We start from the raw sequence: 23,780 nt of genomic DNA on the forward strand, positions 1-23,780 counted from the left end.
GTTGCAACGACCCCTCGAATTCGCCGGCGCGCGGGGGCCGTTCTCCTGGAATGATTCGGTCAGGCGTCCTGGCGCTCCTGCGCGATGGCGCTCACCCGGCCGCGGACCAGGTACCAGCCACCGACCAGCGCCGCCGCGATCAGCGGCAGGAACATCACGGTCGTACGGCCCACACCGCCGCCCCACCACATCAGGAAGGCCACGGTGGCGAGGAAGAACAGCGTGACGATCTGGGTGTACGGGGCCCAGGGCAGCCGGTAGGCGGGGCGGGTGACCCGGCCGTCCTGCGCGCGGTGCCAGAACAGCAGCGAACAGAGCATGATCATGCCCCAGGTGCCGAGAATGCCGATCGACGCCAGGTTCAGGACGATCTCGAAGGCCTGGCCGGGCACGACATAGTTGAGCGCAACGCCCAGCACACCGAAGCCTGCGGTCAGCAGGATGCCGCCGTAGGGCACCTGGCCCTTGTTCATCCGGCCGGTGAACTTGGGTGCGGAACCCGACAGCGCCATGGAGCGCAGGATGCGGCCGGTGGAGTACAGGCCGGAGTTCAGGCTGGAGAGCGCCGCGGTCAGTACCACGAGGTTCATCACGCCGGCCGCACCCGGGACGCCGAGCTTGTCCATGACGGTGACGAAGGGGCTCTGGTCGCCGGAGTACGCCGTGTACGGGAGGAGCAGCGCGAGCAGCACCACCGAGCCGACGTAGAACAGACCGACACGCCACATGATCGAGTTGATCGCCTTGGGCATGATCTTCTCGGGGCTCTCGGTCTCACCCGCGGCGACGCCGCACAGCTCGACGGAGGCGTACGCGAAGACGACGCCCTGGATCACCAGCAGCATCGGCAGCATGCCCGTCGGGAAGATGCCGCCGTTGTCGGTGATGGTGGAGAAGCCGGGGGTGTGGCCGTCGACCGGGTGCTGGGTGACCACCAGGAAGATGCCGACAATCATGAAGGCGACCAGCGCGGCGACCTTGATGATCGCGAACCAGAACTCCATCTCACCGAAGTACTTCACCGAGATGAGGTTCGCGGTGAGGACGACGGCGAGTGCGATCAGCGCGAGGACCCACTGCGGGATATCGCTGAACATGGCCCAGAAGTGGGCGTAGGTGGCGGCCGCGGTGATGTCGGCGATCGCGGTGGTCGACCAGTTGAGGAAGTAGAGCCAGCCGGCCGCGAAGGCGCCCTTCTCGCCCATGAACTCACGGGCGTACGAGACGAAGGCACCGGATGAGGGGCGGTAGAGGACCAGCTCGCCGAGCGCACGGACGACGAAGAAGGCGAAGACACCACAGACCGCGTAGGCGATGGCCAGCGAAGGACCCGCGCCGGCCATTCGGCCGCCCGCGCCGAGGAACAGGCCGGTGCCTATCGCTCCGCCGATGGCGATCATGTTGATGTGGCGGGACTTGAGGTCCTTGCTGTAGCCGGCGTCGCCGGCGTCGACGTGGGGGGAGCTCTTCGCCGGTGCCCCGGCGGCGAGCGTTTCGGCCGCAGTGGTGCGGTCACTCATGGAGAAGTTCGCCTTCGTGAGGGGAGGGGTGGGCGTCCCGGCCGTAACCGGTGGGGGGTGGTCACCCTGTTATGGCCCGAGGGCACATAACCCGGAACATAATCAGGGCAACCCTGCGATTTTGGCAGTGGCCTAGGTCACGCAGGAATAGATCTGAGGTGTTTCAGAGGTTACGGCCCAGTAAACCAAGGTCGCGCACGCACTCGCCTCGTCGGGGATGCGGCGGCGCCGGACGCCTCAGGGCGCCAGCACATCCAGTTCCGCGAGCGCCCCGACCGAGATCTGGCGGGTGATCTCCTCGGCCCGGACCGCGTCGCCCTCGCGGACCGCCTCGGCGACCTGGACATGCAGGGTCACGGCCGCCGGATCGGGGTCGTCGAACATCACCCGGTGGTGCGTACGGCCGGCGAGGACCTCGGCGACCACATCTCCGAGCCGCGCGAACATCTCGTTGCCGGAGGCGTTGAGCACGACACGGTGGAAGGCGATGTCGTGCTTCAGATATCCCTCGAGCTGGTGTCCGCGCGAGGTGGCGACCATGCCCAGGGCGCACTCGGTAAGTTCGGCGCACTGCTCGGGGGTGGCGTTGTGCGCGGCGAGCCCGGCCGCGACCGGCTCGACGGCCGAGCGCAGCACGGTCAGTGAGCGCAGCTGGCGCGGGCGATCGGTGCCGGCCAGCCGCCAGCGGATGACCCGCGGGTCGTAGACGTTCCACTCCTCGGTCGGGCGGACGGTCACACCGACCCGGCGCCGGGACTCCACGAGGTGCATCGACTCCAGGACCCGGACCACTTCGCGGACGACGGTGCGCGAGACATCGAAGCGCTGTGCCACCTCGTCCGTGCGCAACACGCTGCCCTGTGGATATTCGCCCGCGGTGATCGCGAGGCCCAGGTTGTCCAGCACATGGGCATGGAGGCCCCGGCCCTCAGTGGTCATGGGGCAAGAGTACGGGCCACGATTCGGGAACGAAAAGTATGACGTTTAGATCTCAACCTCTTGAATACGTCATACCTAATGGGTTTTCAGTAGCGCGACGGACCGATGTCGACGAAGACAGCGAGGCACGTAATGAGCACCCCCCAGGTCGTCGTGGTGATGGGCGTGGCAGGCACCGGCAAGACCACGATCGGTCCCCTGCTCGCCGCCGCACTGGGCGTCCCGTACGCCGAGGGCGACGATTTCCATCCCCCGGCGAACATCGCCAAGATGTCGGCCGGCACCCCGCTGGACGACGCGGACCGCCGGCCCTGGCTCGATGCCATCGGGCAGTGGGCGCACGGCAGGGCGGGCCTCGGCGGAGTGGTGTCCAGCTCCGCGCTCAAGCGGGTCTACCGCGACCGGCTGCGGGCCGCCGCGCCCGGTGCCGTCTTCCTCCATCTCACGGGCGACCGGACGCTCGTCGAGCGCCGGATGTCCGAGCGCAAGGGCCACTTCATGCCCGCCGCGCTGCTGGACTCGCAGTTCGCCACGCTCCAGCCGCTCGGGGACGACGAGGCGGGCGTCGCCGTCGATGTGTCCGGCACTCCGCAAGAGATAACCGAACGGGCCGTCGCCGCGCTGCGCCGGCTCGAGAGCTAAGGAATCGCCACCGTGACCAGTCTCAGCGTCGAGACGCTGGCAGCGGACGCCACCGAAACGATCACTTCGGCCGGCAACGCGCAGTTGGGCATCGCCGTCCTCGCGGGCATCGCCGTCATCGTCCTTCTCATCACCAAGTTCAAGCTCCATGCCGTCTTCAGCCACGTCAACGACGCCGGATTCTGGCTGGTGAAGGAGTACTTCGGAATGACCGTCGGCCAGACGATCAAGACCTGGTCGGTGATGGAGACGATCATCTCCGTGGTCGGCCTCGGCTTCGTACTGCTGCTGTCACTCGTCCTCTAGACGGTCGTCCAGCCACAGCGGGTGTTCCTGCTCGGCCCACGGACGCTCGACCGACCCGGTACGCATACCCCTCCGTGCCTCCGGGTCGGCGAGCGCCATGCCGATATGTCCGGCCAGCACGATGCCGACGGTCAGCGAAAGCCAGTCATGGACGAAAGTCGCGCTGGTCCGCCACACCAGTGGTGTCAGGTGGGTGAACCACATCAGCAGCCCGGTCGCCAGCATCACCAGCACCGCGCCCGCGATCCACGCCGAGTACACCTTCTGCCCGGCGTTGAACTTGCCCGCAGGACGGGACTCGGGACGGCGGTCGCGCCGACGGGCCGCACGCAGCCACGTCCGGTCGTGCGGCCCGAAGCGGTTCAGCCTGCGCAGATCGGCTCGGAAGGCGGGCGAGGCGAGACCGAGCAGAAACGGCACGGGCAGCAGCAGCCCGGCCCACTCATGGACGGTGACCACCAGATAGCGGCGGCCGACGAGTTCGGCGATCTGGGGTACGTACAGAGCCGCGGCGGTCGCCACACACAGCAGCATCAGCGCGGCGGTCGTGCGGTGCACCCAGCGCTCGGCGCGGCTGAACCGCCGTACCCGCGCGGGCCGTTCAGACAGTGGGGGTGTCGGTGCGGCCGTTGGACCGGCCGACCCAGGCGTCGACGTCATAGCCCCGCTCCTCCCAGTAGCCGGGCCGGATGCCGTTGGTGACGGTGATCCCGGAGAGCCATTTCGCCGACTTGTAGAAGTACATCGGCGCGACATAGAGCCGGACCGGGCCGCCGTGGGAGTGGCTGACCGGCCTGTCCTGCATCTGCAGGGCCACCAGCACATCGTCGCGGCGGGCCTGCGGCAGGGTCAGGCTCTCGCTGTACGTGCCGTCGAAGCAGTTGAAGCGGATCGCCTTGGCCTCGGGGCGTACGCCCGCGGCGTCCAGCAGCAGCGACAGCTTGACGCCCGCGAACGGGGTGTCGGGGACCCGCCAGCCGGTGACGCACTGCACGTCGCGTACGACCCGGGTCTGCGGCAGCTTGCGCAGCGCGTCCAGGGTGTAGGTCGCCGGACGGTCGACCAGACCGTCGACGGTCAGCCGGTAGCTCTGCTCGTCCTTGTGCGGTACGGAGGAGGCGACCGAGTAATAGCGGAAGCCGCCGCCGTTGGGCAGCAGCCCGCTCAGACCGGTCGGATCCTTGTCCGAGGCCGCGCCGAGGAAGGACTCGAGCCCGCGCTGCAGATACGGCGCCGCCAGGACTCCGGTCGCGCCGAGGCCGAGCATGCCGAGCACCAAGCGGCGCCCGACGGGCGCGCCCTCTTCGTCGGAGTGGTGTGTGGTCACCCTTCGATTCGAACACCACGGAAGCGTGGATGCCAGGAAAATCGGCCGCACGTCAGACTTTCGTCACACTGGCGCTTTTCGGGGGCTCCGCTCCCCGACCCCCGCTCCTCAATCGCAGAGGGACTTGATCTGCCCGGGCGACTATTGGCCCACCGCCTTGGCCGCCGCCCGCCCCGCCGCCCGCCCCGAGAAGATGCAGCCGCCGAGGAATGTGCCCTCCAGTGAGCGGTAGCCGTGCACCCCGCCGCCGCCGAAGCCGGCTGCCTCGCCCGCCGCGTACAGACCCGCCAGCGGCTCGCCGTCCTCTCCGAGTACCCGCGAGGACAGATCGGTCTCCAGGCCGCCGAGGGACTTGCGGGTGACGATGTTCAGCCGTACGGCGATGAGCGGTCCGGCCTTGGGGTCGAGGATGCGGTGCGGTGCGGCCGTGCGGATGAGCTTGTCGCCGAGATAGTTGCGGGCCCCGCGAATGGCCGTGACCTGGAGGTCCTTGGTGAACCGGTTCTTGATCTCCCGGTCCCGCGCGGTGATCTCGCGCCGCAGCTCCGCCTCGTCGATCAGCGGCTCCTTGGTGAGTGCGTTCATCCCTCGTACGAGTGCGGAGAGATCGCGCTCGACGACGAAGTCGACGCCGTTGTCCATGAAGGCCTTCACCGGGCCCGGGACGTCGGCCCGGGCGCGCCCGATCACATCGCGGATCGACTTCCCCGTCAGATCCGGGTTCTGCTCGGAGCCCGACAGTGCGAACTCCTTGCCGATGATCTTCTGGTCGAGCACGAACCAGGTGTAGTCGTAACCAGACTTCATGATGTGTTCCAGCGTGCCGAGGGTGTCGAAGCCGGGGAAGAGCGGGACGGGCAGCCGCTTGCCGCGCGCGTCCAGCCACAGCGAGGAGGGCCCGGGCAGGATGCGGATGCCGTGTCTGGCCCAGATCGGGTTCCAGTTCTCGATGCCCTCGGTGTAGTGCCACATCCGGTCGCGGTTGATGTGGCTCGCGCCCGCGCCCTCCGCGATGCCGAGCATCAGCCCGTCGACGTGTGCGGGGACGCCGGAGAGCATCGTCTCTGGCGGGGTGCCGAGCCGCTCGGGCCACTGGGCGCGTACGAGATCGTGGTTGCCGCCGATGCCGCCCGAGGTGACGATCACCGCCTGCGCGCGGAACTCGAAGGCGCCGGCCACCTCACGGCTGCTCGCGGTGCCGCGCTCGGCGGCGGACGGCTCGAGAACCTCGCCGCTGACAGTGTCCAGCACTCCGGCGCTGCTGCTCAGCCCCGTGACGCGGTGCCGGAATTTCAGCTGGACCAGGCCACGCGCGACGCCTTCCCTGACCCGCCGTTCGAAGGGCGCGACGACGCCGGGTCCGGTGCCCCAGGTGACGTGGAAGCGCGGTACGGAGTTGCCGTGGCCGGTGGCGTCGTAGCCGCCGCGCTCGGCCCAGCCCACCACCGGGAAGAACCGCATTCCCTGCGCGTGCAGCCAGGCCCGCTTCTCACCGGAGGCGAAGTCGACGTATGCCTCGGCCCACTCGCGCGGCCACCGGTCCTCGTCGCGGTCGAAGCCCGCGGTGCCGAGCCAGTCCTGCAGCGCCAGCGCCCGGCTGTCCTTGATCCGCATCCGCCGCTGCTCGGGCGAGTCGACGAAGAACAGGCCGCCGAAGGACCAGTGCGCCTGCCCACCGATGGACTGCTCGGGCTCCTGGTCGAGCAGGATGACCTTGCGCCCCGCGTCGACGAGCTCCGCGGTGGCCACCAGGCCCGCCAGCCCTGCCCCGATCACAATCACATCAGCGTCGTACGCCATGGGTTCCATCCTCGTCGGGCTCGGGCCGTGTCATGGGCACGTGCGGTGGTCCGATCTTCGGTACGGGCCAGTAACTAGTCAACAGCCCGGCCGACCGGTGATTGGATGGAGTCATGACTCCCGCTGACGAGATCCTGGACATCGTCGATGAGAACGACGAGGTGATCGGCCAGGCCCCGCGCGGCGAGGCGTACGCCCGCGGGATGCGCCACCGTTGCGCGTTCATCCTCGTCAGGGACGCGGAGGGCCGGATCTTCGTCCACCGCCGCACGTCGACGAAGCTGGTCTTCCCATCGCTGTACGACATGTTCGTGGGCGGGGTCGTCGGCGCCGGCGAGAGCTACGACGAGGCGGCGCTGCGCGAGGCCGAGGAGGAGCTCGGGGTCTTTGGACTCCCCCGACCCGTACCGCTGTTCAAGTTCCTTTACGAGAACGGCGAGCGGACCTGGTGGTCGGCCGTGTACGAGGTCCGCTGCGAGCTGCCCGTGCACCCGCAGGCCGAGGAGATCGCCTGGCACGACTTCCTGCCGGAGGAGGAGCTGGAGCGGCGGCTCGCGGAGTGGGAGTGGACGCCGGACGGTCTGGCGGCGTACGAACGGCTGCGGGAGTCAGGTACGCGGCCCTCCTGACAGGGCGTCGGCGAGATCCCCGGCCTGGTCAGAGGTGATGCCCAGCGCCAGGGGAAGCGCGCGGGGGCTGTGGTCGCTGCCGCAGACCGGGATCGGACTGCCGTCCCGTACGACCCAACTCGGCAGCTGCCAGAAGGAGTTGTCGAGGATCTTGCCCGCGACGTCCTGCGCGTGCTCCTGAGGTGTGCCGCAGTCCGTCAGCGCCTGGGCGACGACCGCCGCGGCGTCGTGCGGCATGTCGATGTCGCCCAGCATGGGCAACAGCATCAGCAACCGCTCGGCGGGATCGGTGAGGCCTTCCGCGCCGTCCGGCACGGCGGCGGCGATGGCGGTCAGTTCGCGCCAGGACAGCCCGGGGCCCCTGTCATGACCGTCCATCTGACCCAGGTGTCCGAGCCGCCCCCACTCGGGGTGGCGGACGAAGTAGTCGATGCCGCTGTCCTCGGGGAAGTTGCGGTGCGCGACGACGGCGGTGTGCCCGCGGCCGAAGGGGACGCGGAAGACCGGCCAGTGTTCTTCGTCGGCGAGCTGCTCGTACAGCGCGTCCACATCGGCCGTGTCGGCGCCGAAGCGTTCTCGTACGGCTTCCGGTTCCTCGTGCCACCAGCACAGATGGAGATACCAGAAGGCCGGACCGGTCACCAGCTCCTCGGCCGCCACCAGCTCGAATTCCTGCTCGTACTCGGGGATGTGCACCTGGTCGCCCATGCCGCCGCACGGTAGCCGGGGCCATGGACAACCCCGCAGGTAGGGTGCGGCATGTGAGCGAAATCGGACGGAGCCTGCGGCTGTGGTTCGCGCCCCAGCGGGTGCGGGAGGAGGGCGAGACTCCCGACTACCGGTTCTCGCTCGCCAATGAGCGGACCTTTCTCGCCTGGCTGCGTACGGCGCTCGCACTGATCGGCGGCGGGTTCGCGGTCGATCAGTTTCTGCCGGACCTGGCCTGGGGAATGCGCGCGGGGATGGCGCTCGGACTGCTGGGCGCCGGGGTGCTGTGTGCGCTGCGCGCCGTGAATCACTGGGTGCGGTGCGAGCGGGCGATGCGGCGGGGCGAGGATCTGCCCGTTTCGCGGTTTCCGACCGTCCTGAGCATGGTGATCGCCGTCGTCGCGGTGGCGATGGTGGTGGTTGTGCTCTTCGGCTGGGAGGGCGGGCGTTGACCTCCGAGCCCGAGCAGGGTCCGGGGCCGCAGCCCGAGCGGGATCCGGGGCTGCAGCCCGAGCGGACCCGGCTGGCGTGGCGCAGGACCACCCTGGCGTTCACCGTGGCGGCCGTGCTCGCTGCCCGGCAGGTGGCCGGCGGCGATCTGAGCACGGCCGGGTTCGTGGCGGTGGCCTGCAGTGCGCTGGTGTGGCTGGGTTTTCTGCGGGTGGCCCACCGGCGGGTGCACGCGCTGGGCGCGGGGCCCAGACCGCAGGTGCTGTCGGACCGGGCCGCGCTGGCCGCTGTGGCCTGCACGGTGGCCCTGGCCGGTTTCGCGGTCGCGATGATCGTCTGAGTTCAGGCAGCCCAGTCGACGGTGACGACGATCTTGCCGCGGGTGCGGCCCTCCGCGTTCAGCGCATGGGCCTCGGCCGTCTGCTCCAGCGGGAAGGTCCGGTCCACATGGACGGTGATCACTCCCTGCTCGGCGAGCTCCGCCAATGCCGTCAGGTCCGCGGCGTCCGGCCGGACCCACCAGTAGTGGCCGCCGAGGCTGAGCACCTCACGGTCGGCGATCGAGGCGACGCGGCCCTGGGGCGCGAGCACCTCGGCCGAGACCCTGAGCGCGTCCCCACCGACCGTGTCGAAGGCCGCGTCGACGCCGTCGGGGGCCAGGGCGCGCACCCGGTCGGCGAGCCCTTCCCCGTACTCCACCGGCTCCGCGCCCAGCTCACGCAGATGGTCGTGGTTGCGCTCGCTCGCCGTGCCGATGACGCGCGCGCCGGCGTGCTTGGCGAGCTGTACGGCGAGCGAGCCGACGCCGCCCGCGGCCGCGTGCACCAGGACCGTGTCCCCACTGCCCACCTCGAGCGCGCGGTTGAGCACCTGGTAGGCGGTGAGGCCGGCCAGCGGCAGCCCGGCGGCCTGTTCGAAGCTCAGGTTCAGCGGCTTGCGGGCGAGAGTGCGGACCGGAGCGGCGACGTACTCGGCGAAGGTGCCGCGGCACAGGAAGTCCTCGCGTACGTATCCCATCACCTCGTCCCCGACGGCGAACTCCGTTGCGGAGATGCCTGTTTGGACGACCACACCCGAGACGTCCCAGCCCGGCACGACCGGGAAGACCGCCTGGAACATCGCCTCGAGATAGCCCTCGCGGGCCTTCCAGTCGACCGCGTTGACCGCTGCCGCGCGCACCTTGACCAGGATGGAGTCGGGGCCGACCTTGGGGTCGGGGCACTCCCCGTACTCCAGGACCTCCGGGCCGCCGTAGTGGCCGTAGCTGATCGCCTTCATGATCCGACCCTCAGGTGTGGTCGGCGCTCGCGCAAGCCGGGTCATCCAGTTTGAGCACCCCGGGCGGTACGAGCACCCCGGGCAGTACGGCGCGTGCGCCTGTGCGGTGTGCGGTGTGCGCGGTCATCCTGTGTTCCCGAGCGCGGCACGGGGCCGGGAATACAGGATGACCAGAGTCTCCACAGCTAGCCTGGTGAGCGACAGAACGCCACGAATCACATCAAAGGTGAGCGTCATGACCGTTCTCCACCACGAACATCCCACGCACGAGCACACACACGGTCCGGCCTGCGGACATACCGAGGTTCCGCACGGCGATCACGTCGACTACGCGCACGACGGCCACCTCCACAGGGCACACTCCGGGCACTGGGACGAGTGCGAGCCGGGCGAGCATGTCTCGCACAGCGGTCATGCGCACGATCACGGCCCGGGCTGCGGGCACCCAGCCGTGGAGCACGGTGACCATGTGGACTACGTCCACGACGGACACCGGCACGCCCAGCACGACGGACACTGGGACGACCACTGAGCACCGCCGGCTTCCGCCTTCCCCCGCGCCCTGCCCAACTGGCAGTCTGTTACCGACCAGTTCGGTTTTGACTCGGGGGAGTTCAGTTGTCCGCAACGGATCCGTACACCGTACAGCTCGCGCCGGAAGTGCACGCCTATGTCCAGCCGGACGGCGGCTGGTGCCTGAACAACGCGGGGTTCGTCAGCGACGGGGAGTCGACCCTCCTCATCGACACCGCCGCCACCGAACGGCGGGCGCAAGCACTGCGTGACGCGGTCCTGGCGACCGGCGTCCCGCTGCCCCGCACCATCGTCAACACGCACCACCACGGCGATCACACCTACGGCAACACGGTCTTCACTCCGGGGGCCGTGGTGATCGGGCACGACCTGTGCCGCAGCGAGCAGCTCGCGGCAGGCCATCAGCTCCATCTGCTGTGGCCGCGGACCGACTTCGGCGACATCACGATCACAGCCCCCACCGTGACGTACAACGACCGGCTCACCGTCCATGTCGGCGACATCGAGGTGCGGCTGATCCACCCCGGCGGCGTCGCGCACACCCTCGGCGACACGGTCGTGCATCTGCCGCGGCAAGGAGTGGTCTTCACCGGGGACCTGATCTTCCAGGGCGGCACGCCCTTCATCCCGGTGGGCTCATTGAGCGGGTCCCTGCGGGCACTGGACCTGCTGCGCTCGCTCGATGCGACGACAGTGGTCCCCGGACACGGTCCGGTCACCGACCCGTCGGCCTACGACGCGACGGAGCGCTATCTGCGGTACGTCGCCGAGCTGGCCCGGGAGGGGCACGCCAAGGGGCGCACTCCGCTGGAGACGGCGCGCGGGGCGGATCTCGGGGTCTTCGCGGAGCTGCGGGAGAGCGAGCGTCTGGTGGCGAATCTGCACCGGGCCTACGCGGAGCTGGACGGGAAGCCGGAGGGCTCGCCGCTGGATCCAGTGCTCGTGTTCGGCGATATGGCGGCGATGAACGGCGGCGTACCGGTGGCCTGCCACGCCTGAGCGGTACCCGTACCGCTGTCTGCCCCAGAGTGACCTTGTTGCCCTATGTGACCGAGACACATGAATGTGCGGCTCGGGCATGTGATCCAGCCCCAGGTTCTGCTGCGCACTGGACTACATACCGACTGGTCGGTCATCATGAACGCGACCCGTTCTTATGCGCCCCCGGAGGTGCCCACCATGAGCTCAGTCCCCCCGCCAGGCCTCGATCCCGAGCAGCTGCGCGGTTATCTCGACCGCGAGCGGCCGGGTCTGGTGAGCGGACCGCTCAGCGCCCGGCTGATTCAGGGCGGCCGCTCCAATCTCACGTACTCCGTCACCGACGGCACCGGTCGCTGGGTCGTCCGCCGGCCCCCGCTCGGGCACGTACTGGCCACCGCGCACGACATGAAGCGCGAGCACCGGGTGATCAGCGCGCTCCACCCGACCGCGGTGCCGGTGCCCGAGCCGGTGCTGCTGTGCGAGGACGAGTCGGTGATCGGATCGCCGTTCTACGTCATGGAGTTCGTGGACGGCACTCCGTACCGCACGGCCGAGGAGCTGGCCCAGCTCGGCCCCGAGCGCACCAGGGACGCGGTTCTCGGCCTGGTCGACACCCTCGTGGAACTGCACGCTGTGGACCCCCAGTCGGTGGGTCTCGGCGACTTCGGGCGGCCCGAGGGTTTCCTCGACCGGCAGCTGCGCCGCTGGGGCAAGCAGCTGGACGCCTCCCGCAATCGCGAGCTTGCCGGCATCGACGAGCTGCACGCCGCGCTCGGCCGCGCCCTGCCCGATTCACCCGCGGCCACCGTCATCCACGGCGACTACCGGCTGGACAATGTCCTGGTCGGCCCGGACGACCGGATCAAGGCGATCCTCGACTGGGAGATGTCGACCCTCGGCGATCCGCTGACCGACCTCGGGCTGCTCGTGATGTACAGCGTCAAGCTGGAGCTGCCCGACTCCCCCGTCAGCACCACCGCGGGCGCGGCGGGCCACCCGGACGCGGCCGAGCTGATCGAGCGGTACGCCGCCCGCTCCGGCCGCGACACCTCCGCCATCTCCTGGTACACGGCCTTCGCATGGTTCAAGCTCGCCGTGATCCTCGAGGGCATCCACTACCGCTACACACTCGGCCAGACCGTCGGCGCCGGCTTCGACCGGATCGGCGATCTCGTGCCCCTCTTCATCCAGCACGGCCTCACCACCCTCCAGGAAGGCTGAGTACCCCATGGACTTCGCATTCGACGCGCGCACCGAGGAACTGCGGGCCAAGCTACTCGCCTTCATGGACGAGCACGTCTACCCGGCCGAGGCGATCGAGCATGAGCAGCGCGCCCAGCTGGCTTCGCCGTGGGACACCCCGGCGATCTTCGATGAGCTCAAGGCCGAGGCGCGCAAGCAGGGTCTGTGGAATCTCTTCCTGCCCGACGCGGAGCACGGGGCGGGACTGACCAATCTGCAGTACGCGCCGCTTGCCGAAATCACCGGCCGCAGCCCGCACTTGGCCCCGACCGCGCTGAACTGTGCCGCCCCCGACACCGGGAACATGGAGGTGCTCGCGCAGTTCGGCAACGAGCAGCAGAAGAAGCAGTGGCTGGAGCCGCTGCTGACCGCGGAGATCCGGTCCGCGTTCGCCATGACCGAGCCCGAGGTGGCCTCGTCCGACGCGACGAACATCCAGACGCGGATCGACCGCGACGGCGACGACTACGTCATCAACGGCCGCAAGTGGTACATCTCCGGGGCGATGAACCCCGACTGCAAGATCTTCATCGTGATGGGCAAGACCGACCCGGACGGCGACGACATCCGCCGCCAGCAGTCGATGATCCTCGTGCCGCGCGACACCCCGGGCCTGGAGGTCCGGCGCGCCATGCAGGTGTACGGCTACGAGGACCACGCGCACGGCGGCCATGCCGAGGTCGTCTTCGACAACGTACGGGTGCCCGCATCGAATCTGATCGGCGAGGAGGGCGGCGGCTTTGCCATCGCCCAGGCGCGCCTCGGCCCGGGCCGTATCCACCACTGCATGCGTCTGATCGGCATGGCCGAGCGGGCCATCGAGCTGATGTGCAAGCGGGCCGTGTCCCGTACGGCCTTCGGCAAGCCGATCGCCCAGCAGGGTGTCGTACAGAACTGGATCGCGGACGCCCGGGTCTCCGTCGAGCAGCTGCGGCTGCTGGTCCTGAAGACCGCCTGGCTGATGGACACGGTCGGCAACCGCGGGGCGCACGCCGAGATCCAGGCGATCAAGATCGCGACCCCGCGGGCGGTCGTCGACATCCTCGACAGGGCGGTGCAGGTGCACGGCGCGGGCGGGGTGAGCCAGGACTTCCCGCTCGCGGAACTGTGGGCGGCGGCGCGGACGTTGAAGCTGGCGGACGGGCCGGACGAGGTGCACCAGCGCTCGCTGGCGCGGCGGGAGCTGAAGCAGTACCTCTAGCTCGGCCGGGGGCTTTCCCCACCCCACCCCCTCCCGAACCAATCGCCGGCGGGGCTCCAAAGGAGCCCCGCCGGCGATTGAGGCGCGGGGTCCGGGGCGGAGCCCCGGGTTTCGGCTACGGGCGCAGCGCGCGCAGCAGCATGTCCGCGAGGTGGTCGGCGACCTGCTGCGGAGTGAGCGGACCATCCGGGCTGTACCAGGTGGACAGATGGTGGACCGAGCCGAAGTGGTAGTCCACCACCAGGTCGGCGGGGGTGGCCGAGGAGAACACCCCGCTCTGCTGACCCTCCTCGACCAGCGCGCGGAACCGCTCGTGGTAGCGGCGACGCTCGGCGCGCACCTGCTTGTGCTTCTCCGGACTCAGATGGTGCATGGACCGGAAGAAGATCGCCGCGTCGTCGAGGTTGTCGATCGTCGTCACGACCACATCGGCCGCGGCACCGCGCAGCCGCTGCTCCACCGGCTCGTCGGCGTCCGCGAAGGCGTCGAGCCGCTCCTGCTGGATCCGGAGCACCCGCGCATAGACCTCTTGGAGCAGGTCTTCCTTGGAGCCGAAGTAGTGGTAGAGCGCGCCCTTGGTGACGCCGGCCGCCTCGACGATCTCCTGCACGGAGGTGCGGTCGTAGCCGCGTTCGGCGAAGAGCCGGGTGGCGGCAGCCAGCAGCCTCTGCGGGACAGGGGTGCCGTCCCTGTCCGTCGTCCTGGCCATTGCCGCCACCCGCCTCTCACTCGGTACCACTGAGTAACTTACCTGGGGAAACGCAGTTCCCGCCGGAGGATCTTCCCACTTGTCGTTTTCGGCAGCTCCGGCAGGATCTCAACCACGCGCGGGTACTTGTACGCGGCCAGCCGCTCCGCGCAGTAGGCGGAGAGCTCGGCCGTTTCCGCACTGGCCCCCGGGCGCAGGCTGATGTAGGCCTTGACCGTTTCCCCACGGTAGTCGTCGGGGACGCCGACCACGGCCGCCTCGCGCACCGCCGGGTGGGTGTAGAGGACGTCCTCGACCTCACGCGGCCAGACCTTGAAGCCGGAGGCGTTGATCATGTCCTTCTTGCGGTCGACGACATAGAGCCAGCCGTCCGCGTCCATGAAGCCGATGTCTCCGGTGCGCAGCTCGCCGTCCGGGAACGTCTCGGCGGTGGCCTCCGGCAGCCTCCAGTAGCCGGGCACGACCTGGGGGCCGCTGACCGCGATCTCGCCGTGCTCGCCGAAGGGCACCTCCTCGCCCTTCTCGTCGATGATCCGCACGATCGTGTCCGGTCCCGGCAGGCCGACGGAGAGGGTGCCGGAGGCCGGGTCGACCGGGGCCTCCTTCTCCGGCGGCACGGAGGCGCAGGGTGCGGTGCACTCGGTGAGGCCGTAGCCGTTGCGGATGTACGGGCCGAAGCCGGCGCGGAACTTCTCGATCAGCGCGGGCGGTACCGGGGCCCCGCCCGAGGAGATCACCTGGAAGGAGTCGAAGTGCTCGCGGGTGGCAGTGGGTTGCGCGGCGAGCGCCATGAAGGCCGTGGAGGGGCCGACGGTGTACGCGGGCCGGTGCTCGGCGAAGGCGTCGAGGACGACGCCTGCCTCGAAGCGGTAGGCGAGAGCCAGGGTTCCGGCGTTGGCGATACAGGCGGCGAGCTCGCAGACCATGCCGGTGATGTGGAACAGGGGCGCGAGCGCGAAGTAACAGGCGCCCTCGGGCAGGGGGTGACCGGTGCGCTGGCGCTCGGCGTTATGGGTGATGCCCCCGTGGAGGTTCATGGCGCCCTTGGGGGTGCCACTGGTGCCCGAGGTGTAGCTGATCAACGCCACGTCGGCGGCGGCGAGTTCACGGTCCACCGGAGCAGTGTGCCCGGCGCGGGCCACGCTCACCAGGTCGTCGGCGTCGTCCGCCTGCGGCAGCCGCTCGAAGCCGAGGACGCGGGCGTCGTTCCTGGTCTGCAGATCGAGTTCGCAGGCGGTGAGCGCGATACGCACGGACGAGGCGGCGGCGCTCTCGCGCAGATACCTCTCCCAGGCGCGGTCCGAGCAGATCAGCGCGGTGACCTCGGCGTCGCTCAGTACGTGCGACACCTCGGCCGACTTGTACATCGGGTTGAGCGGGACGACGGTGGCGCCGGCCTTCCATGCGCCCAGCAGCGCGATCACGAAGTGCGGGGTGTTCTGCAGCATGATCGCGACGCGGTCGCCGCGCTGGATGCCGCGCTCGGCGAGATGGCCCGCGACGGAGTCGGAGAGCGCGTCGGTCTCGCGGTAGCTGAGGCGCCCGTCGAAGTAGGCGAGGGCGGTGTGCTCGGGAGCCCGGTCGACGGCGGCACGGAAGGAGTGCACGACGGTCGCCGACGGGGTGATGTCGGCGCGCTGGGCGTCAGTGAGCTGGGAGAGCCACGGCTTGGCGGCGTAGATCGAGGTCACCGCGCCGCCCCTTCCCACTTCTGCTGGATGTGGTTCATTCCGTTGAGCCAGCGTTCGGGCGTGGCGGCGCGGGCCTGGTAGTACTCGGCGACCTCGGGGTGCGGCAGGATCAGGAAGCGGTCGGCCTCCATGCCCTCGAAGAGCGCGTCGGCGACGTCCTCGGGATCGATCGCGGTCGGCGCGAGGACGAGCTCGCCCGCCGACCCGGCCGCCGTCAGCATGTCCGTACGCACGCCCTGGGGGCAGATCGCATGGACCTTGATGCCGCGGTGGCGGTAGGTGAGCGAGAGCCACTCGGCGAAGGCGTACGCGCCGTGCTTCGTGACGCTGTACGGCGCCGCGCCGACCATGGTGAGCAGCCCGGCGGCAGAGACGGTGGAGACGAAGCGGCCGCTGCCGCGCTCCAGCCAGTCGGGCAGCAGGATGCGGGCCGCGCGGACATGCGCCATGAGATTGACGTCCCAGGCAGCCGCCCAGACCTCTTCGTCGGCGAAGGCGTCGCCGGGCGACGCGAGGCCGGCGTTGGCGCAGTACACGTCCACGGTGCCGTCCAGCGCGTCGCGGGCCGCCTCCACAATCTCGGAGGCGTCGCCGGGTACCGCGGTCGCGCCGATCTCGTCGGCGATCGCCTTGGTCCTTGTGGCATCGAGGTCGTTGACCACGACGCGGGCGCCCTCCGCCGCGAACCGGCGGGCGAGTGCGGCGCCAATGCCGCCGCCCGCGCCTGTGACCACAACCCCAGCGCCCTGCACCGTACCCATCAAGCTCCGCCTCTCTGCGTGCCGACTACGACAACAGACTAACCAGTCGGTATGTAGCGAGGGAAGGGCCCGGGCACAACGGCGCAGCCGGAGGACGGGAAAGGCCCGATGCGCGAACCTGGAGCCGGGGTCGTTCCCCGCGGCCGGTGCGCGAGCTAGCGTGCGTGGCCATGACAGACGGCGGTCACGGAGGTAGCGCGATGAGCCTGTCCAGACGAGGCTTGCTGGCCGCGGGCGGCGCGGTGGGCGCGCTGGCGGCGACATCCGGTTGTGCCGAGGCGCAGTCCGGAGCGACCGTCGAGCAGTCCGGCGTGTCGGTCGCGCGGTCCGGCCACGGCAGCCGGGTCCGCACCGGATTCGACCGGCTGGCCGCCGACGGTTACGCGCAGCTGTCCGGACAGCGGGTCGGGGTGGTCACCAACCCCACCGGGATCACCGAGGACGTACGCCACATCGTGGATGTCATGCACGCCGACGAACGCGTGAACATCGTCGCCGTCTTCGGTCCCGAGCACGGCTTCCGCGGTACGGCGCAGGCGGGCGGTTCCGAGGGCCGCTACGACGACCCGGCGACCGGGCTGCCCGTCTACGACACATTCGGCAAGAGCGGGCAGCCGCTCGCCGACATCTTCACCACATCGGGCGCGGAGACGCTGGTCTTCGACATCCAGGACGCCGGCGCCCGTTTCTACACGTACATCTGGACGCTCTACGACTGCATGCAGGCGGCGGCGCTGGCGGGCAAGCGCTTCGTGGTGCTCGACCGGCCGAACCCGCTGACGGGCCGGGCCGCCCTCGGTCCCGTGCTCGACAAGGCCTTCGCGACCTTCGTGGGCCGCGAGCCGATCTCGCAGGCGCACGGCATGACCGTGACCGAGCTGGCGGGGCTGTTCAACGGTGAGTTCCTGACAAAGCCGGTAGAGCTGGAGACGGTACGGATGTCGGGCTGGCGGCGCTCGGACTTCTTCGACGGAACGGGCCTGCCATGGGTGCCGCCGAGCCCCAATATGCCGACGCCGGACACCGCGCTCGTCTACTCGGGGACCTGTCTCTTCGAGGGCACGAATCTGTCGGAGGGGCGCGGGACGACACGGCCGTTCGAGCTGCTGGGCGCGGAGGGCATCGACCGCAAGTGGGCGGAGGCCGCGAACGCGCTGGGGCTGCCCGGCGTCCGCTTCCGCGAGGCGTACTTCGCTCCGACGTTCTCCAAGTTCCAGGGCAAGACGATCGGCGGGGTCCAACTCCACGTCCACGACCGGAAGTCGTACGACCCGGTCCGCACAGGGATCGCGCTGCTGGTGACGGCCAGGCGGACCTGGAGCGGTTTCGCCTGGCGCCCGGACAACTGGATCGACAAGCTGACGGGCTCGGCGAAAGTACGCACGATGATCGACGCGGGCGCCGGGACGGACGAGGTGGTCGGGGCGTGGCGGGGCGAGCTGGCCGCGTTCCGGGCTGTACGGAAGAGGTATCTGCGGTACTGACGGGCCGGCCCCACCGTACGACCGGCTCCGACCGACCCCGACCGTCTTCGACCGACCACGGCCGACATATGTAGCGGGTATGGCCGTCCCTCCCTTCCCGCAGGATGCTGTGTCATCAGGTGACAAAAACGGGGAGGGCCGGTCATGCCGGATATGAGTGTGGAGCCGTACCGGGAAATCACCTTCGACAAGGACGGCGATGTCGATGCCCGGCAGCGCGACCGGCTGGCGGAGCTGGATGTCACCGATCTGGTGATGTTCGCGCACGGCTGGAACAACTCGCCATCCATTGCCGCCCAGTTGTACTCGGCCTTCTTCGCACCGTTTCCGGGGCTGCTGGCGGCCTCTCCCGGTGTACGGCTCGGATACGTGGGTGTCGTGTGGCCGTCGATGAAGTTCACGGACGAGCCGGTCCCCGACTTCAGTCCGTCCGTCTTCGGCCCGCCGACGGAACCAGGGCTCGACAAGGCGACGCAGGACGCCCTGGTCGAGCTCTTCCCCGGACACCGGGCGACGGTGGAACGGCTGGCCCGGCTCCTCGACGAGCAGCCCGAGTCGGAGGCCGCGTTCGCGGAGTTCGGCGTGCTGGCCCGGCAGTTGGCCGAAGTGCCGGCCGGCGGTCTCGAGTCCGGCTTCACGGACGATCTGCCGCAGGCGGAGCAGGGCCCGCCGGCTGTGCTGTACGAGGACGCGCTCACGCTGTGCCGGAAGTTCACCCTGGCGCTGGAGGAGACCGGCGCCGTGACGGAAAAGCCCGCCGTTCAGTCCTTCTCGCTCGGCGGCGGACTGAAGAAGGCGTGGAAGGGCGCGAAGGAGCTGCTGCGGCAGACGACGTACTACGCGATGAAGCGGCGCGCCGGGACGGTCGGCGAGCTGGGCCTCGGCCCGCTGCTCGGGCAGCTGGCCCGGTCCTCCCCCGAGGTGCGCATCCATCTGGTCGGACACAGCCAGGGGGCACGGCTGGTCTCCTTCGCGCTGCGCGGACTGCCCGACGGCGTACAGAACGTGAAATCGCTGACGCTCCTTCAGGGAGCCTTCTCGCACTATGTGTTCGCGCCGAGCCTGCCGCACTCGACGCACAGCGGCGGAGCTCTGCGCAGTATGGAGCACCGGGTCGACGGTCCTGTGGTCGCCTGCTATTCACGGCACGACATCGCGCTCGGGGTGATCTATCCGCTGGCGTCGAGCCTGGCCGGGGACGACGCGAGCGCGGTCGGGCTGGACAAGCGGTGGTGGGCGATGGGACACGACGGCATACAGGCCGTCGGGCAGACCTCGCGACTGACGCTGGAGCAGGCGCTGCGCGACGGGATTCCGGGCTCGGGCTGCGTCAGTGTGGACACGGCGTCGGTGGTGCGGCGCGGCGGGCCGCCGGCCGGTGCACACAGCGACATCTGCCATGAGGAGCTGGCGCGGGTGGTGGTTGCCGCCGGCCGCATCGGGCGCTGAGTCTGCTCAACGCCCGTGCGACACACGGCGGTTGCCTCGCCCGGGTCGACGCCGGCCGACGGCCATCGATGAGCGTCACGATGAGTGGTCACCGATGAACCCTCACCGATGCGTGGTCACCGTTGCGTGGTCACCCATGCGTGGTCACCGGTGTGACGGGAACTCCACGACCTGCTGATACGTCGGCCGGTTCTGCCAGTTGACCGCCGGGTGGGTGATGCCGCCCAGCGCACGGTGGATGATCGAGTCCGTGCACCACTGGTTGCCCGCACCGCAGCTGCCGTCGCCGGGGTAGACCTCGGTCGCGGGCTTGGCCGTGGCCTGCTTCAGCGTGGCGAGGAGTGCGTCACGGCAGACGGCGAGGTCACCGTTGCCGCAGTACGTCTTCGCCAGCGGGCCCTGGACCGGCTCGCCCAGTACCTGACGCAGATCCTTGTCGGCGAAGGCCCACCAGCCGTTCTGGAAGGCGGAGCCGCTGTGCGCGCCGGTCGCTCCGTGGCTGGCCGCCGGGGACTCGTCGATCGCGAGGTTCCCGGCCAGAGCCTGGTAGAGACCGTCGCCGAGCCCCGGTTTGAACTCGGCCTCGATCAGTAGCGGCCACCAGGCGTCCATGATGCGCACCGCGTCGGCATGGGTGTAGCTGTGCGAGCCGGGCGCGGTCTCCCTGCGCTGCGAGCCTGCCGCCCGCCAGGACTCCAACTTCTGGACAGCCGCATCCAGTTGGGGGTCGGTCACGGGCTGGGAGCGCAGCACCTTCAACAGCTCGGGCAGCAGCTGCTCGCCGCGCAGATCGGCGACGGCCGCGTCCGCCATCGCCCGGGTGAGCGCGGCGCGGGTCACTGCGCCGTCCGCGACGAGTTTCGCCACCCGGTCGTCGAGCAGATCGCCACGGTGCACGGCGCCGAAGCCGAAGGCCGCGGTGGCGTATCCCTTGGCCTGCCGGTTGTTCCAGGAGATGTAGTAGTCCTGGCCGATGGACTGGGGGTGCTGGGCGAAGGGCGTGTACGAGGCGGTGTTGACCGCCGGGTCGAAGCCCTGCCACTCGTACGGCTGCTCCGCCTTGACCGGCAGCGCCGGGTCGACGTCGGCCGCCCGCACCGGGTTCATACCGCTGTTGAAATAGGCGGCGGTGCGCGAGTCGGCGTAGAACCAGTTGAAGGCGTAGTCGATGTTGTGGGCGGCCTGCTGGAAGGACTTGGCGTCCGTCACGTACGACGGGTCGTTGAGCATCTGGAAGCCGATGATCGAGTCGGCCTCGTGGCGGTAGGTGGTGCGCAGCGAGGTGTACGCGACGGGCTTGCCGCCCACCGTGGCGCGGTGGGTGACCATGCCGTACTTGGTGCGCCAGACCTGCATCCGGTAGGAGCCGGCGGCGGTGGAGTCGGCCACCGTCGGCTTCCACGCGTTGCGGCGCTCCAGTTTCTCCATGGGGGTGCAGACGCCTCGGTAGAGGTAGTGGTCGGCATCCTTGCCCGGGGTGCCGCCGCCCGGTACGCACAGCTCGATCGCATAGGTGTCGGTGATGTCCTGGGCTGCGGAGGTGGCGGACCAGGCGTAGTCCTGGCCGCGGCCCATCTGGACGTACATGCCGACGCCGGCGAAGGAGACCCCGCGAGCGGAGATGCCGGGGCCCTGGAGCTCCTGGAGCATCATCAGCTGTGGCGCGAAATAGCCGGTTTGCGGGCCGAAGACGGCGATCGGGTTGCCGCTCGCGGTGTTCCTGCCGGAGACGACGAGCGCATTGGACATCCCGCGCCCACCGCCGATCGAGCCGGGCGCGATGACTCCGTCGTCGTACATGCCCTGTGCGGGCCTGAGGCTCTTCGGGACCCGCAGCGGGGACTTGGCGTCGGTGCCCGCGGCGCCGGTTCTGTCATGGACGAGCTGCTCGGGGACGACGGATCCGGTGTCGGGCAGCGCGGTGCCGCGCGGGTTCGCGGGCTTGTTGGCGTACGGGAAACCGGTGCCGTCGTGGACGGTGAGCACGGCCTCGGGGTCCTCGCGCTGCCGGAAGGACTCCCAGACCCTGGTGCCTTCCACCAGGCCGTACTTCTGCTGGGCGGCGAGCAGGGAGAGAGCTGCCTGCACCTCGCCGCCGCCTCCGCCGCCGAACTGGCCGCCGACCACCGAGGCGATGGAGATCAGGTCGGTGAGCTTGAAGGGCTGGATCTCACCGACGTTGGTGATCGAGTCGATATGGCCGGTCAGGACGTACTCGCCGGGGAAGTACCGTCCGTTCTTGGACTGCACCCGGTAGGCGTTGATGCCGTCGACGTACGCCTGGGCGTCGGCCATGGCCTGCTCGCCACGGGCGCCCTCGGTGGCGCGGATCCGCTCGATCTGCGCCTCGTAGTCGGCCTCGGTGTACGGGGCGGAGGGCCAGAACTGCTGCTCCAGGCCCTGGTTGGCGAGCGCACCGCCGGCGAACGGGGTGAGTTCGCCGCGGCCGATGTGCCGGAAGAGGTCCATCATCCACAGCCGGTCCTGGCCGGCGGCGAATCCGGCGCCGAACTCGGTGCCGTAGCGGGTGGTGCCCTTGATGTGCGGGACGCCGGTCTTCTTGTCGCGGGTGATCGTGACGTCGGGGCGGGGGGTGCTGACGGACTCGGCCTGGCCTGCGGGGACACCGAAGGAGGAGTCGTTGAAGAAGTCGGTGAGCTTGGCGTCGGTGAGTCCGCCGTAGCCGCCCACCAGGGAGTCGTAGCGGCCCAGTTGGTCGGAGCTGTGGGCGGGGCGGGTACCGAAGACGCGGTGGGCGAGGATATCGGCGAGGGTGGCGTTGCCGTTCTCGCCGGGCGGCAGGATGTCGGCGCACTGGCTCTGACAGCGGTCGCCGTCGGCGGATGCGGTGGGGGCCGCGACTTCGGCCGCGGCCTGCGGCAGCGGGGTCAGCAACCCCGCGGCTAGCGCGAACACCGCGGCAGTGGTGGCAGTTCCGAGTCTTCCGGTGCGTCGTCGCATGGATGCTCCTCAGGGAGGCCGATGCGCCGGAGGTTACCGACGGTATGACTCGCGAGTAAGGTGAACATGCGTCACCTTTTCCGCATCGCCCCAAGGCGAGGCGCTGTCCCGCTGATGGCCGCCATCGAATTTTCGATGGAGCCGGATCGGGTACTCGTACGTCCACTCTTTGACGCCGATGTACCAGCGACGGAGGTGGCAGTGCGATGGCCGGTTTCCGGAGTCTCGCGAGACAGGTGCGCGACCCACGGTGTGATCTGGCGCTTCGGCGCTATTCACTGCGCAAGTGCCTGGAGCGGTTTGCCCCTTATGGGCACCGGGCGACCTGGGATCATCTGTGCGGGAAGCACAGAATCGAGCCCGAGGACAGGGCTCCCGATCCGACGCGGCTGGTGGCCGCGCTCGAGGAGTTGGAGGAGGCGCGGGCCGTCTGGCTCGCGTACGAGGAGAGTTTCGCCGACCGTCGCAAGCGCGAGAAGCACGACGGGCTGCGGCGGCCCGGATTCATCGACGACTGGCACCGCCGGACCTGGGGCGGGAACGGGGTCGCGCGCTGCGACATCCCGGCCGCCCATCCGGCGGCACCGCTCGGTGAGGTGCTGCGCCGGCTGATATCCGCGCTGGAGACCGATCCCGGTGCGGCCTGTCCGGTGTGCGAGGGAACGAACATCATTTGGCGGCAGGACCTTGCCCATGAACCGTGGTTCGGGCCGGTCTGCACGGGCTGCGGCATCGTCGTGCCGCAGCCCGTTCTGACGTCCGAGGCCGTGGCGGCGGCCAAGAGGGCCGGGCGCAGGGAACTGGCGTCGGTGGCATGAGGAACGCGGGGGTGCCACGGCGGAGTTGCGCCCCCGCGTTGCCGGCCCGGGGACGGTGGCGTTGTCAGTGGCGACCGGCACCATCGAGAGCGTGATCCGGGTCTGTCCGAACGGGCCCCGTTCGGCCGGTGACGGCGTCGCCGCGCCGCTGCCCCCGGGGCGAGGGCCACGTCCGCGGCCGAGACTGTAGCGGCCGACGCCGCCGCTGTGCGTGTGCACCCCAAAACGCCGTGCCGGGGACGAGGCTGGAGCATCCCCTCTTCCCGCCGTACGGCCGACGTGCCGCGTCCGTGCCCAACTGGTGTGCGCCGCCCTTGACGTCGCCGATATTCGGTGGCCCCCACCGACGA

General features: G+C 69.7%; 22 protein-coding genes and 1 pseudogene. 12 read left to right on the forward strand and 11 right to left on the reverse strand.

Features of this window, described 5'->3' with window-relative positions:
- Positions 1 to 59: 59 nt before the first annotated feature.
- Both OG735_RS08330 and OG735_RS08335 read right to left on the reverse strand, forming a co-directional pair.
- Positions 60 to 1,520, reverse strand: coding sequence for an amino acid permease (locus OG735_RS08330; RefSeq protein WP_327322477.1), 1,461 nt, complete (start codon positions 1,518 to 1,520; stop codon positions 60 to 62).
- A 237-nt stretch (positions 1,521 to 1,757) separates the two neighbouring features.
- Positions 1,758 to 2,459, reverse strand: coding sequence for a FadR/GntR family transcriptional regulator (locus tag OG735_RS08335; RefSeq protein WP_327322478.1), 702 nt, complete (start codon positions 2,457 to 2,459; stop codon positions 1,758 to 1,760).
- 132 nt (positions 2,460 to 2,591) lie between these two features.
- Here OG735_RS08335 and OG735_RS08340 point away from each other — a divergent pair, with 132 nt between their 5' ends.
- Together OG735_RS08340 and OG735_RS41865 are read left to right on the forward strand one after the other, a co-directional pair.
- Positions 2,592 to 3,101 carry a gluconokinase gene (locus OG735_RS08340; protein WP_327322479.1) on the forward strand — a complete coding sequence of 170 codons (510 nt, stop codon included), beginning with the start codon at positions 2,592 to 2,594 and terminating at the stop codon, positions 3,099 to 3,101.
- Between the two features lie 153 nt (positions 3,102 to 3,254).
- Positions 3,255 to 3,407: pseudogene (locus tag OG735_RS41865) on the forward strand (GntT/GntP/DsdX family permease); the annotation flags it as partial.
- On the opposite strand, the gene OG735_RS08350 reads toward OG735_RS41865, so the two are convergent.
- From OG735_RS08350 to OG735_RS08360, 3 genes are all read right to left on the reverse strand, one after another.
- The gene (locus OG735_RS08350; protein ID WP_327322481.1) at positions 3,393 to 4,067 is read right to left on the reverse strand and encodes a cytochrome b/b6 domain-containing protein; all 675 of its coding nucleotides are present in this window, start codon (positions 4,065 to 4,067) and stop codon (positions 3,393 to 3,395) included. The pseudogene OG735_RS41865 and the gene OG735_RS08350 overlap by 15 nt on opposite strands.
- Positions 4,009 to 4,674 (reverse strand): molybdopterin-dependent oxidoreductase, encoded by a 666-nt coding sequence (locus OG735_RS08355; protein ID WP_327328246.1) that lies wholly within the window; start codon positions 4,672 to 4,674, stop codon positions 4,009 to 4,011. Before OG735_RS08355 ends, OG735_RS08350 begins: the two co-directional genes overlap by 59 nt.
- A 201-nt stretch (positions 4,675 to 4,875) precedes the next feature.
- Positions 4,876 to 6,534, reverse strand: coding sequence for an FAD-binding dehydrogenase (locus OG735_RS08360; protein ID WP_327322482.1), 1,659 nt, complete (start codon positions 6,532 to 6,534; stop codon positions 4,876 to 4,878).
- 113 nt (positions 6,535 to 6,647) lie between these two features.
- Here OG735_RS08360 and OG735_RS08365 point away from each other — a divergent pair, with 113 nt between their 5' ends.
- Positions 6,648 to 7,163 (forward strand): NUDIX hydrolase, encoded by a 516-nt coding sequence (locus tag OG735_RS08365; protein ID WP_327322483.1) that lies wholly within the window; start codon positions 6,648 to 6,650, stop codon positions 7,161 to 7,163.
- Here OG735_RS08365 and OG735_RS08370 read toward each other — a convergent pair.
- The gene (locus tag OG735_RS08370) at positions 7,143 to 7,871 is read right to left on the reverse strand and encodes a hypothetical protein (RefSeq protein WP_327322484.1); all 729 of its coding nucleotides are present in this window, start codon (positions 7,869 to 7,871) and stop codon (positions 7,143 to 7,145) included. The genes OG735_RS08365 and OG735_RS08370 overlap by 21 nt on opposite strands.
- 23 nt (positions 7,872 to 7,894) lie before the next feature.
- Here OG735_RS08370 and OG735_RS08375 point away from each other — a divergent pair, with 23 nt between their 5' ends.
- Positions 7,895 to 8,323 (forward strand): YidH family protein, encoded by a 429-nt coding sequence (locus tag OG735_RS08375; RefSeq protein WP_442812391.1) that lies wholly within the window; start codon positions 7,895 to 7,897, stop codon positions 8,321 to 8,323.
- Positions 8,320 to 8,661, forward strand: coding sequence for a DUF202 domain-containing protein (locus OG735_RS08380; protein ID WP_327322486.1), 342 nt, complete (start codon positions 8,320 to 8,322; stop codon positions 8,659 to 8,661). Before OG735_RS08375 ends, OG735_RS08380 begins: the two co-directional genes overlap by 4 nt.
- Positions 8,662 to 8,663: 2 nt before the next feature.
- On the opposite strand, the gene OG735_RS08385 is transcribed toward OG735_RS08380, so the two are convergent.
- Positions 8,664 to 9,599 (reverse strand): NADP-dependent oxidoreductase, encoded by a 936-nt coding sequence (locus tag OG735_RS08385; RefSeq protein WP_327322487.1) that lies wholly within the window; start codon positions 9,597 to 9,599, stop codon positions 8,664 to 8,666.
- A gap of 235 nt (positions 9,600 to 9,834) precedes the next feature.
- Between OG735_RS08385 and OG735_RS08390 the strand changes: the two genes are divergently transcribed.
- The 4 genes from OG735_RS08390 to OG735_RS08405 all read left to right on the forward strand — a co-directional run bounded on the left by OG735_RS08390 (position 9,835) and on the right by OG735_RS08405 (position 13,557).
- Positions 9,835 to 10,131, forward strand: a complete 297-nt coding sequence (locus tag OG735_RS08390; protein ID WP_327322488.1) for a hypothetical protein — start codon at positions 9,835 to 9,837, stop codon at positions 10,129 to 10,131.
- An 86-nt stretch (positions 10,132 to 10,217) separates the two neighbouring features.
- The gene (locus tag OG735_RS08395; RefSeq protein WP_327322489.1) at positions 10,218 to 11,132 is read left to right on the forward strand and encodes an MBL fold metallo-hydrolase; all 915 of its coding nucleotides are present in this window, start codon (positions 10,218 to 10,220) and stop codon (positions 11,130 to 11,132) included.
- 180 nt (positions 11,133 to 11,312) lie between these two features.
- Positions 11,313 to 12,335 carry a phosphotransferase family protein gene (locus OG735_RS08400; RefSeq protein WP_327322490.1) on the forward strand — a complete coding sequence of 341 codons (1,023 nt, stop codon included), beginning with the start codon at positions 11,313 to 11,315 and terminating at the stop codon, positions 12,333 to 12,335.
- A 7-nt stretch (positions 12,336 to 12,342) separates the two neighbouring features.
- Positions 12,343 to 13,557 carry an acyl-CoA dehydrogenase family protein gene (locus OG735_RS08405; RefSeq protein ID WP_327322491.1) on the forward strand — a complete coding sequence of 405 codons (1,215 nt, stop codon included), beginning with the start codon at positions 12,343 to 12,345 and terminating at the stop codon, positions 13,555 to 13,557.
- A gap of 115 nt (positions 13,558 to 13,672) precedes the next feature.
- Here the strand turns inward: OG735_RS08405 and OG735_RS08410 are convergent, their stop codons facing one another.
- Genes OG735_RS08410 through OG735_RS08420 form a run of 3 tightly spaced genes read right to left on the reverse strand, consistent with a single transcriptional unit; the run spans position 13,673 to position 16,718 of the window.
- Positions 13,673 to 14,266, reverse strand: a complete 594-nt coding sequence (locus OG735_RS08410) for a TetR/AcrR family transcriptional regulator (RefSeq protein ID WP_327322492.1) — start codon at positions 14,264 to 14,266, stop codon at positions 13,673 to 13,675.
- 38 nt (positions 14,267 to 14,304) lie between these two features.
- Complete coding sequence (locus tag OG735_RS08415; RefSeq protein ID WP_327322493.1) at positions 14,305 to 15,957, reverse strand: AMP-binding protein; 1,653 nt, start codon at positions 15,955 to 15,957, stop codon at positions 14,305 to 14,307.
- Positions 15,954 to 16,718: an SDR family oxidoreductase gene (locus tag OG735_RS08420; RefSeq protein ID WP_327322494.1), complete on the reverse strand. Its 765-nt coding sequence runs from the start codon at positions 16,716 to 16,718 to the stop codon at positions 15,954 to 15,956. Before OG735_RS08420 ends, OG735_RS08415 begins: the two co-directional genes overlap by 4 nt.
- A 200-nt stretch (positions 16,719 to 16,918) precedes the next feature.
- Here OG735_RS08420 and OG735_RS08425 point away from each other — a divergent pair, with 200 nt between their 5' ends.
- On the forward strand, positions 16,919 to 18,202 hold the full coding sequence (locus OG735_RS08425) for an exo-beta-N-acetylmuramidase NamZ family protein (protein ID WP_327322495.1): 1,284 nt from the start codon (positions 16,919 to 16,921) through the stop codon (positions 18,200 to 18,202).
- 144 nt (positions 18,203 to 18,346) lie between these two features.
- Positions 18,347 to 19,651 carry a serine-threonine protein kinase gene (locus tag OG735_RS08430; RefSeq protein WP_442812392.1) on the forward strand — a complete coding sequence of 435 codons (1,305 nt, stop codon included), beginning with the start codon at positions 18,347 to 18,349 and terminating at the stop codon, positions 19,649 to 19,651.
- Between the two features lie 144 nt (positions 19,652 to 19,795).
- Here OG735_RS08430 and OG735_RS08435 read toward each other — a convergent pair whose 3' ends face one another.
- Entirely contained in the window at positions 19,796 to 22,612 is a 2,817-nt protein-coding gene (locus OG735_RS08435; protein ID WP_327322496.1) for a penicillin acylase family protein, read from the reverse strand.
- A 206-nt stretch (positions 22,613 to 22,818) separates the two neighbouring features.
- Between OG735_RS08435 and OG735_RS08440 the strand changes: the two genes are divergently transcribed.
- Positions 22,819 to 23,430 (forward strand): hypothetical protein, encoded by a 612-nt coding sequence (locus OG735_RS08440; protein ID WP_327322497.1) that lies wholly within the window; start codon positions 22,819 to 22,821, stop codon positions 23,428 to 23,430.
- The last annotated feature ends 350 nt before the right edge of the window (positions 23,431 to 23,780 follow it).

This window comes from Streptomyces sp. NBC_01210 (genome assembly GCF_036010325.1).
Taxonomy (GTDB): domain Bacteria; phylum Actinomycetota; class Actinomycetes; order Streptomycetales; family Streptomycetaceae; genus Streptomyces.